15 protein-coding genes and 2 pseudogenes are annotated in these 9,815 nt (G+C 37.0%); 9 read left to right on the forward strand and 8 right to left on the reverse strand.

The features are described 5' to 3' along the window. Window positions 1–252: 252 nt before the first annotated feature. The 7 genes from PVV69_RS08255 to PVV69_RS08285 form a co-directional block, all read right to left on the reverse strand. Window positions 253–876 carry a lambda exonuclease family protein gene (locus tag PVV69_RS08255; RefSeq protein WP_273757132.1) on the reverse strand — a complete coding sequence of 208 codons (624 nt, stop codon included), beginning with the start codon at window positions 874–876 and terminating at the stop codon, window positions 253–255. A 1-nt stretch (window position 877) separates the two neighbouring features. After that, window positions 878–1,696 (reverse strand): phage recombination protein Bet, encoded by an 819-nt coding sequence (gene bet, locus PVV69_RS08260; protein WP_273721238.1) that lies wholly within the window; start codon window positions 1,694–1,696, stop codon window positions 878–880. Window positions 1,697–1,709: 13 nt separating this feature from the next. After that, complete coding sequence (locus PVV69_RS08265; protein ID WP_273757133.1) at window positions 1,710–2,471, reverse strand: antA/AntB antirepressor family protein; 762 nt, start codon at window positions 2,469–2,471, stop codon at window positions 1,710–1,712. Window positions 2,472–2,480: 9 nt separating this feature from the next. After that, window positions 2,481–2,873, reverse strand: coding sequence for a Rha family transcriptional regulator (locus PVV69_RS08270; RefSeq protein ID WP_273757134.1), 393 nt, complete (start codon window positions 2,871–2,873; stop codon window positions 2,481–2,483). After that, the gene (locus PVV69_RS08275) at window positions 2,866–3,294 is read right to left on the reverse strand and encodes an antA/AntB antirepressor family protein (RefSeq protein WP_273757135.1); all 429 of its coding nucleotides are present in this window, start codon (window positions 3,292–3,294) and stop codon (window positions 2,866–2,868) included. The genes PVV69_RS08270 and PVV69_RS08275 overlap by 8 nt, the downstream gene beginning before the upstream one ends. A gap of 35 nt (window positions 3,295–3,329) precedes the next feature. Beyond that, on the reverse strand, window positions 3,330–3,740 hold the full coding sequence (locus PVV69_RS08280; protein WP_273721788.1) for a hypothetical protein: 411 nt from the start codon (window positions 3,738–3,740) through the stop codon (window positions 3,330–3,332). A 267-nt stretch (window positions 3,741–4,007) separates the two neighbouring features. Beyond that, window positions 4,008–4,337 (reverse strand): XRE family transcriptional regulator, encoded by a 330-nt coding sequence (locus tag PVV69_RS08285; protein ID WP_273721787.1) that lies wholly within the window; start codon window positions 4,335–4,337, stop codon window positions 4,008–4,010. Window positions 4,338–4,448: 111 nt separating this feature from the next. Between PVV69_RS08285 and PVV69_RS08290 the strand changes: the two genes are divergently transcribed. The 3 genes from PVV69_RS08290 (at window position 4,449) to PVV69_RS08300 (ending at window position 5,710) form a co-directional block, all read left to right on the forward strand. Next, window positions 4,449–4,733 (forward strand): hypothetical protein, encoded by a 285-nt coding sequence (locus tag PVV69_RS08290; RefSeq protein WP_273757136.1) that lies wholly within the window; start codon window positions 4,449–4,451, stop codon window positions 4,731–4,733. Between the two features lie 387 nt (window positions 4,734–5,120). After that, on the forward strand, window positions 5,121–5,456 hold the full coding sequence (locus PVV69_RS08295; RefSeq protein ID WP_273757143.1) for a dATP/dGTP diphosphohydrolase domain-containing protein: 336 nt from the start codon (window positions 5,121–5,123) through the stop codon (window positions 5,454–5,456). A gap of 11 nt (window positions 5,457–5,467) precedes the next feature. Next, window positions 5,468–5,710 (forward strand): hypothetical protein, encoded by a 243-nt coding sequence (locus tag PVV69_RS08300; RefSeq protein WP_273757137.1) that lies wholly within the window; start codon window positions 5,468–5,470, stop codon window positions 5,708–5,710. Between the two features lie 405 nt (window positions 5,711–6,115). Here PVV69_RS08300 and PVV69_RS08305 read toward each other — a convergent pair whose 3' ends face one another. Further along, entirely contained in the window at window positions 6,116–6,751 is a 636-nt protein-coding gene (locus PVV69_RS08305; RefSeq protein ID WP_273757138.1) for a hypothetical protein, read from the reverse strand. 75 nt (window positions 6,752–6,826) lie between these two features. On the opposite strand from PVV69_RS08305, the gene PVV69_RS08310 reads away from it, so the two are divergent. From PVV69_RS08310 to PVV69_RS08335, 6 genes and pseudogenes are all read left to right on the forward strand, one after another. After that, entirely contained in the window at window positions 6,827–7,300 is a 474-nt protein-coding gene (locus tag PVV69_RS08310; protein WP_273757139.1) for a hypothetical protein, read from the forward strand. Further along, the gene (locus PVV69_RS08315; protein ID WP_273757140.1) at window positions 7,290–7,607 is read left to right on the forward strand and encodes a DUF1376 domain-containing protein; all 318 of its coding nucleotides are present in this window, start codon (window positions 7,290–7,292) and stop codon (window positions 7,605–7,607) included. Before PVV69_RS08310 ends, PVV69_RS08315 begins: the two co-directional genes overlap by 11 nt. A gap of 16 nt (window positions 7,608–7,623) precedes the next feature. Continuing rightward, window positions 7,624–7,908, forward strand: a pseudogene (locus PVV69_RS08320) (hypothetical protein); the annotation flags it as partial. A 28-nt stretch (window positions 7,909–7,936) separates the two neighbouring features. Then, a complete protein-coding gene (locus tag PVV69_RS08325) occupies window positions 7,937–9,016 on the forward strand; it encodes a DUF1376 domain-containing protein (protein ID WP_273757141.1) in 1,080 nt (359 codons plus the stop codon). Beyond that, window positions 8,937–9,428 carry a hypothetical protein gene (locus PVV69_RS08330; protein WP_273757142.1) on the forward strand — a complete coding sequence of 164 codons (492 nt, stop codon included), beginning with the start codon at window positions 8,937–8,939 and terminating at the stop codon, window positions 9,426–9,428. The genes PVV69_RS08325 and PVV69_RS08330 overlap by 80 nt, the downstream gene beginning before the upstream one ends. 179 nt (window positions 9,429–9,607) lie before the next feature. Continuing rightward, a pseudogene (locus tag PVV69_RS08335) lies at window positions 9,608–9,815 on the forward strand (hypothetical protein); the annotation flags it as partial.

A 9,815-nucleotide genomic window follows, 5' to 3' on the forward strand; every position in this document is an offset into this window, starting at 1 on the left:
ATCGGATTTAAGATAGATAAGTAATTCCCCAGTAGGTTTGATTTCTATGAGTTCGCACCCTTGCTTTTTAGCTTCTCTTAAAGCACGTGCAATGGTTGGCTGGGTTATGATAGCTGGTCGTGGCGCCATATCTTTTCTCCCTAATTTGAAGTGCAATTCACCCGTGGCATGAATCACGCATTGATTGAAATTTGTTATGAAAGGGCGGGGGTGCTAGGAGGCATGCAATGAACAAAGCACCCCCATAAGCAATCAGGCGGCTTTTGTTGAGATTCTTTGTATCTCTTGTTCTATTTCTGCTAAAAAGCTTTCAACCGCTTGATTGATTTGTTCAATTTGTTTGTCATCACGGTGGATGCGTTTGATTTTCATACGAAAGAGAGATGAATTGCCCGTAAAACGTGGGTCATAACTGATAAAATCACACCATTTGCGCCTCGTACAAGCCATTTGGAATTGCATTTGTGCAAGATATTCCGGTTTGATCTCATTATCGATAATGAAACGCATATGATTAGTAGATCTAGGGCATTTGATTTCGATTAACCCATCTTCATCAATCAGACCATCAGGGCTAGCCCCCGCCATTTGAATTGTAGGGTGTTGGATAAAGCCGCATTGAGTGACTTGTGTATCATAAATGAATGCATATTCTCTCAAGGCGTCTTCTTCATTTTCAATGCCCCATCTCATATCTTCTGTTTCATAATAGGGGCTTGTTTGACCCGTTAGACGTTCTGTAATGAGTTTGATTTTGTAGTCTTCATATTTGCTTGTAGGGGTTCCCTTTGCTGTTTTACTAATAACGTTGTAAATATTTGAAGCGGTGACTTTCCCTAACCGTGCTTGAAACCATTCTGCAGTTCTTTGTTGCATTTCACACCGCCGCCTGTTGTTCTTGTTGAGTTGGTGCATATTCAAGATCTTGGATATGAATATATTCGGCATCTTGTGTAGGTGTATCTGTTTGCTCTTGTTGTGGGAGATATTGTAGAGCTCTTTCTTTTTGAATATTTTGCTTTTTTTCCAACAGCTCTAAAACCTCTTGTGCTTTTTCATAAGATAGATCTGTTAGGTTTTCTACCTTTGCGTAAAAGAGAAGATTATCTTCATTTGTTTCAGTTTCTTTAATTAACTGTTTGATTTGTTCAAGCATCTCATAAGAAACAAGTTGTACAGGTGTGGTGTCATTAATACGTTTAGCTTCATCTTCTTCATAAATACCGGAAAATCCGAAAGCATAGCGAGCACATTGTATAGTGGCTTTATGACGTAACATACGAGCAGGGTATTTTTGCCAAGTGTCACTTTTTTGTTTGCATTCTGCTAAATATTCGGTGACTTCGATAGGATCTTTAATGCCTTTGAGACGAATAGCACATTTGATAGCAATGAGATTACCCTCTTTATCGAGTTGGTCTTGAAATGTCATGCCATCAAATTGAGGATTAGACTTAATGATCTTAATCCACCCGTCGATAGAGACAACCGGAATAATGCCGCCGCCTCTCTTCGGGAGTGCATATATTTCTTTTGTTAGCGGATTAAGACCATAAGTATTAGCAACAGAGATAAAAGCAGCAAATTCTTCATCAGTAAAGTTATGGCTGATGCATGTTTTGATAATAGTTTTTCGAAATTGTTCATGAGAAAACCCATATTTATTTGCCATAGTGGCTAGAGGTGAATTTGTCATTATTGTTTTCCTTTTAATGCATGTTTTGTCTTTTTAGCTCTTCAGACAGTACCCCCATGCCTTTAGTAGTGATTTTAGCAGCAGGTACGACTTTTTCTATGCCCTCTGAAGTTTGAATGGTTAGGGTTGGGCAATCCATCAATCCTTTTTGGATTTTATCTTGGTAAGGTAACAAAGGAGCCCCGAAAGTGCGTCTATAAACCCAACCTTTTTGCTGCAAAAGTTGAATGAATTGTTTTGGTTGTATCTCAAGAACTTTAGCGGCTTCAGTAAGACCGAAGAGCCCATCATGGCGTTGTAAACTTTCAAGCGCCATGGCTTTTGGTTTTAAATCTTCAATGATAGTGTCTTTTTGATCTATCTGTCCTTGTAGGTAATTCAAAAAGCCAATCATAGCCTTTGGACTTGAATAGTCGATTTGTGGTGTTACTGCTTGCTTTACACGCTTTTCACATTCGATAAAGTATAAACGGGCTTTTCTCCCTTTCTGATTATTCTCAAGCATAGAAAGTTCTTTGGCTCTATCGAGTGTGAGATAATAATTAATTGCCATAACAGCCCTAGATTTTGCGTTCGCCAAATTTGGCGAGCGCAAATCTTGTATTTTTATAAAATCTTGTCCTTCTATAAAATTGTATTTGTTAATACGGTCTTTAATCCAATTGGAAAAATCACGTTTTGCCTCTAAGAATGCGTGTAGATCACGTGCATTAACAGTTTGAACAATATCCTGACCAATGACTTGTTCTTTAATCTCTATGAGGGTGTTGTTCATGATACTCTCCTATGCAGTCTGTTTAATTTTATTTTTGAGATGCATTATGATAGCTGTCATTGTTTCAGGGATCGAAAAATCGATTTGAGGATTAGCCGCTTGTTCTTCTAATTTTTTCCAATAATCTATAATTTTTGCGCGTAATACAGTGTTATAACCTAAAATGACAATAAGAGCTTCACGTTTTGGTAGATGGTAACAAGGACGACTTTCCCCTTTTGCATCTTTATAGAATCCAGCAAAATTACTCAGATCGATTTTAAGTTCACTAAATACTTTACGAATATCGCGCATCACATGATCATGTCTTTTATTGCAAAATTCAGCAATTTCACGACTAGACATGGTTGGAATACTTTGGTTATTAAAATTTCTTTCTTCTACTGTCATAAGATTATACATGCTTCACTCCATTTGTTGTGACAACATTTTCATGGTGCTTAATTTGTTGTTTGAGATGTCTTAAGATTTCTTCTAATGTTTCTGGTTTTGAATAATCGATTGTTGCTTTTGCTTTTTTTTCACAGTCCAAAAAATATTGACGCACTTGTTTACCTTTGAGACTAGGTTCACAAATGGCAATGTGTTTTGCTGCGTTTAAAGTGAGGGCATAATCTTTAGAAGGACAACCCCGTGATGGTAATTTTTTGGTAGATGTGATAAAATCAATATCTTCTCGAAAAGCAAAATCTTTAATACAGTTTACTATCCATTTTCTAAATTCGGCTTTGACCTCTAAAAATGCATGCAAGTCACGAGCGCTAACGGTTTGAATGGTTTGCTGTTTAATTATAGTATTTTGAATAGGGATAAAACTTTTCATTACAAACCTCATTTTGATGGGAGAATGGGGCGCCTTTAAAAGCGCCCTATGTAAGAGGGGTAGTTTGGAATGACGTCACAAAGACGCAAGCGGTTTTGTTCTTCATAAGACCCGTAGAGTTTGTCTTCATATTCACGCAATTTGATTTCATCTAAAAAAAAACTGTATGCCGTGCTGTGTTTTACAAAGTCATGCGGTATAACGCCGTTAAAACACTGCTCCTCACATTCTTTAAGGTAGCATTGAGCGATATCTTCAGAGATATCTTCACATCGATTAGTTGCTGGTTCAACGCGGAAGATTTGAAGTGCATTATCGGCTTCATTAATAAAGTCGATAATGTCTTTTTCTTCATAAAACGGACCCGCTTGTGCAAGATTTTGCGCTTCATTTTCGCACATGACTAAAAGAATTTCATCAGAATTTATGAAAACTGGTTTTTTCATAACGGTCTCCATTTATTATCAAAATATTTAAACACATTTTGAAAAAAACGCCTTGACATAGGGATTTTTTTTCGGGGTATGGTGGTTTTGTAATTGTATTTTATGCACATGTCAATTAAAAAATTGCATAAAATGCAAAAAAATAAATTTAAAATATATAGCTAATTTATGCGCTATCCACAATTTAGGAGATGTTATGGGTGATATAGATAAAGGAATGGAAGATTTTTCTTTGATGCTTAATGAAAAAAAGCAATCAATAATAACCTATCTTGTTTTTATCTTTTTTAATAATTCAAGGAAATCGAGTACCGCTTCTTTATCAGCTGGTTCAAGAGAAGCGCATATTTTTACGAAATTCAAATCTGCTTCTTTGTAAAAACTGGGTGGTGGCTCGTTGAAGAATTCAGAAATTTTTATCAATTCATCTATGGTTATATCACGGGTTTTCCCATTTTGATAAATGCGAAGCATACGGTTTACTGCCGATGGATGCAGTTTCAGATGGGATGCTAATGCTGTTTGTGCACCATGCCCCCGTTCTTTAAGTCGCTCTTTAATCCATAGCTTAAGTTGAGACTGAATATCTTTTCCCATGATTCATATAATCCTTGAAAATATATTTTTATGCAAAAATGATAAAAAAGCATAATTGCGTTGACTTGTGCATAAAACGCAATTATCTATTGTGGCGTTATGGAGATAAATATGCTTTCGAGACTGATTATAAAGTATTTAGGTGGCTTAAAAACTGTAGCAGGCATCGTTGAAAGAGATATTTCGTCTATTTCTAGATGGCGTGATTTTATACCAGCAAAACACCAGCAAAAACTATTAACCTATGCGCGTGAGCATGGGATAGATTTACGTCCAGAAGATTTTTTTTATCCCGAGCGCTTGCAAAAATTAATGCAAGAGCAAGCAAGCACCCCAATGACAAAATTTTCCAAAAGCCCCTGCGTTGATAGCGTGTGCGACCGTTTGCAACCTTAGGAGATGATGATGTCTGTAGAAAAGAAATATGAAATCCTGAAAGAGTATGGAAGTGAAGAGAATGGACACATTTTGCGTAAGATTCGTGCCTTAAGAGATTTTGGAAGCGTAAAAAAAGGTAATCTTGGCGGCTGGGTAGAACATGAAGGCAATTTATCGCATTATGGTAATTGCTGGATTTATGAAGGGGCTAAGGTTTATGGGAATGCGCGGGTTTATGATGATGCCATTATTGTTGATGCCAGTATTTTTGACAATGCTTTAGTTTGTGATCAAGCACGTGTTTACGGTATGGGATGGATTTATGGTAATGCCCGTATTTGCGGTGATGACTTTGTTACTACCCTTTTATATGACAATGAAAGATTTCATAACGATGAAGTTTGCATGCGTAGACGCGTTTTGGAGAATGCAAGAGAAGCGTATAAGAATGATGATGGGAAGCCTCGTTTAGATCTTATACCGCCTTTAGCACTGATGGAAATCGGTCGTGTTTTAGAGTTTGGAGCAAAGAAATACGGAGCCAACAACTGGCGTAATGGCATGCATTGGAGCCGGTTTCACGGAGCAGCTTTGCGTCATTTATTAGCATGGTTTGGTGGAGAAAAGAAGGATGCTGAGAGTGATTTATCACACTTGGCACATGCGGCTTGTTGCCTGCTTTTCTTAATGGAATGCGAGGCAAAACAGATTGGTTGTGATGACCGCTCTCATAAAAATTAATGGAGATCAAGATGAGTTCACATGAAATGATAGCGATAGTTGTGTTTGTGGTGTTTGGAGCTTTGCTTTTTAGCGGGGTGATGTTTCGTTTTGCATTGCATTATCGGGATAAGTTTAAACAACTTGCAGGGCAGATTGAAAAGTTTCAAGTGCAAATTGCAGAGCTTGAGAGAGAAATTGCAGAAAAAGATATCAAGTTTTTAAAGAAAACCAAGCAGAGCATTGATGAGTGTGATGAGGATATCAAAAAATAGGAAAAGGAAATTAAAGAACTAAAACAAAAGATAGATGCGTACCGAGAAGAGTTTAAACGGAAAAGTGAAAAGATACAGGCACTAAAAGCAGATGTTCAATCACGTGACGAGAAAATTCAAAGACTAACACAAAAGCTTAAGCCGCGTGATGAAGCAGTAAAAGCGCCGACTCATAAGAATAAGAAGAGTAAGAAGAAGGGTAAGTGAGGAGAGAAAGATGAGTCCAGAAGAAATTAAGTATTTATCTAAATATATCACATTAATAATTTGTAACGTAGTGGCACTTTATCACGTTTATTACTTCTATAAAAAGACACAAAATTTAAGAGATGAGATAATGGAAAAAGATAAAATAATACACGAGCAAGAAAAGATAATTCAAAAATTATCTCCTTCTAACATTTTCTATTCTTCAAAAGATAGAAAAAAGCTAGGCCAAAACTTAGTTTGAACCACTCTTTCTGGGTGATTTGATGAAGTGTGTTCAATGATAAAGATTGGTACAGTTTCGATATTTGGTTTGAGGTGGCGAACTGTGAGAGTAAATAGTGCTTTTTCATGTCTTTTTAGACTAAAATAGCCGCATATGTCCTGAGAGTTTAAGTCTGCTCTAAAAGGGCTTTCAAACCCCATGTATTTTTCATTCTCAGGGGTAAAAGCTATTACATGATCTATAGAACCACCTTCAACAAATGCAAACGGACTTTTTTTATCTATCTGAAAATTATTCATTTTTATTGAATATTTTGTAGGATTTTTTATGATTACATCTACTCTAATAAAGAAATCTTTACCGCTCCTATATGCGTATGGTTTCCCATCTATAACAACCTTTAGATTTGGACCTAAGTCTCGTATTCTTTTTTCTCCCCATAAAATGGAAACATGTTCTTTTGCTGTTTCAGCTTGGCTTTCAAGATGTTTGATTTGTTCATCTATTTTTTTCATGTCTTGTTTTCTAAACCAAAAAAGGAAAACTCCATTAAGAATAGCAATGACAGTAGTGTCCAATGCACTTATCCATTTAAGTATTGTTTCCATATTCTATACATCTTTCTCCCCTCGCTTATGGGAAAACAGCAATTTTATAAAACACATTTTGTATGGAGTGGCGTGGTGAATAACACGATTCTTTGTTTTGATCTAGGTACCAAAACGGGGTGGGCGATACGTGGTGCAAGTGGTGACATGTTCAGTGGTACCGTGAATTTTCAGCCCCGCCGTTTTGAAGGTGGTGGGATGCGTTATTTACGCTTTAAGAGATGGCTTACAGAAATAAAGCAGACAGCGGGTGATATTGATGCGGTGTATTTTGAAGAGGTGAGGAGCCATGTTGGTACAGATGCAGCGCATGTTTACGGTGGTTTGTTAGCAACGTTAACGGCGTGGTGTGAACATCATCAGATACCGTACGAAGGCATTCCAGTTGGTACAATTAAGAAAGCGACAACAGGGAAGGGTAATGCTTCAAAAGAAGAAATGATTAAAGCGGTGTGTGCAAAAGGACACGCGCCTTGTGATGATAATGAAGCGGATGCTTTGGCAATTTTACATTTAGTTAAAGAAAGGGAAATTACTAATGTCCAATAAAAACCAACAAGTGAAAATTAATGTAGAAAAATGGCTTCTTGATCTCGTTGATTTGCCTCCTATGGAAGGAAATATTTACATGAGATTGCGATTAAAAATGTTACATACTGGAAAGCCTCTTACAAACAATTTACGAGCTTTAGCCTCATTAGCACGCTGTTCAATTGAAGAGATTGATGATGCACTAGATCTCTTAGCAGAAACTGGACATATTTTTCTTTTGGATGACAAACACATTTGGAGTTTAGAAGTTGAAGAAGAGTTGAAGAATAACACTCAACAGTCAGAAACCTCATGGTATAAGTAAAGGAAGGATAAAGAGAATGTCCAGTAAATTACCATGGACGAGGCTTTTTGCAGATAAGTGGCTTCTTGATCTTGCATGTTTACCTGCAATTGAAGGTAATGTTTATATGCGGCTGCGATTGCAAATGTTGCGCATCAGAGAACCTCTTTTAAATGATGCACAAATATTATCTCATTTTACTTCTTGTTCAGTAAAAAGATTTCAAAAGGCATTAGATTATTTATTTAGATCTGGACATATCATTTGTTTAGACGATGGTCGTTTGTGGTGTCCAGATGTTGAAGAGGAATTAAAAGAAGCTGCTTTTACTCAAGAGCAGGAGGGCAACTATGACGAATAAATTGCCTTGGGTACGTAATTTTTATCAAGAATGGATTATGGACTTTGCTGGTACTGATGCCACAGAGAAAGCTACTTATAGCACTCTCACTGCTTTTATGTATCGAGCAGAGGAACCAATTTATGACGACACTTCTGTTTTAGCACGCGCCGTTGGCTGCTCAGTAGCAGCTTTTAAAAAGTCATTAGAAAAACTCATTCGAAAAAAATTAATTCTTCAATTAGAAAACGGAAATTTATGGAGTGCACAAGTCGAAGAAGAATTAAAAAATTGCAATGAGAATTTAAACAGACTTTCAGAAAAAGCTATAAAAGCTGCAAATACTAAGAGAAATAAGCAGAAAGATAATTCATCAAGAGAACATGATGATGTCATGATGACATCATCACGAGGTCATGATGACATCATGATGAGTTCATCACGACAACACATAAACAATAACATTAACAATATATATAAAAAAAATAAAACTATCGTTTTATCAAAAAAAGAAATTGATTTTGAAGATTTAGAAACGAGCGATTTGGTTGACGAGCCAACAGAGGTTGCTGCTGTTGAAAGCCCATCAGAACAAATCGAAGCGGGTTTAGAAAACCAACCTCCCATTCACGAGCAAGAAAACGTTTCGAAAAAAACAACACGTTCAAAAGTTCATCGAGGCTGTCGATTGCCTGATGATTTCGAACCCGATTACGATTTTGCACTTGCAGAGGGCTTGCCACCAGAGCGTATCAAAATTGAGATCGCAAAGTTTCGAGATTACTGGCGTTCAAAAGCCGGAGCAAATGCTACCAAAACCGATTGGCAAGCAACATGGCGTAACTGGGTAAGGAATTCAAAAGATCATAAAATCAATCAACAAGGTGGAAACTATGGAAAAACAAGCACTAAACAAACAGAACAGCAGCGTGGCTGGAGTTATCGAGTTGCACAGCACATGTCCAATATCAAAAATTCAGACAGCGTTTACAAATTTTTATTCGAGGATGATGACAGAACCTCCATTCCTTTGGAAAACGGGGCAAAAACCATTGAGTGCAGAAGTGGAGAGAGTTACTTCATTGGTTGATGATGCGTTGCAAAAGCTTGAAAGAAAAGCAACGGAAGAGGAAATCCAAACAGCATTTCTTGTCCTTTCCAATGGTCTCAAAAGCCCCTTAGGGTCAGATGAGAAATCAACAGCGCTTGCGTATTTTTACGCTCTTGAAGGTATAAGCAGCTGGGCATTGCAGACAGCAACAAAGGACGCATTGAAAGGCAAAGCAGAAGGATTAAATGCAACATTTATGCCATCAACAGCAGATTTTTATCGCTACTGCGAAAAGCTTGAAAGCGATATTCGTTGGAGTGCAAATTATATTTTGAAGGTTCTAGAGAAGGCAGAAATCAAGAGCCAAGATCAAGACGCAGTGATAGCATCAGAGCGCGTTGAAAAGCTTCAAAAAGGACTTGAAGAAGTTTTAAAGGGCATTGAAGATTAGACAGCAAAATGGTGCAAAGTAGAAAACCTATTGGATTAGATATGCGTTTAAATCGATAAAAAGGCACCGTACAAAGCGATTGGATAGTTTTTTGATAATTACCACGTTGGAAATTAAAAATGCTCTGTACGGTCCATTTTGAGGCAAATAAACCCATTGGTAAAATTATGGATTTAGATATGGGAATATTAAAACATATGTTCTTAAAAAATGGTAAATCAAGACGTAAAAAATTTATTGCAACGGCGGTTGGATATGCCCCGTGGGGAATGGGGGTATCAGAGCATTTTTATAATCTATACGAATATGAAGATGGAATGAGGGAATATGAGGAATTCGATGGTGGACAGTATCATGAGATACCTATTGAAGTTGATATTCGATATC

It is taken from the genome of Bartonella sp. MM73XJBT (genome assembly GCF_028618465.1).
Lineage (GTDB): Bacteria > Pseudomonadota > Alphaproteobacteria > Rhizobiales > Rhizobiaceae > Bartonella.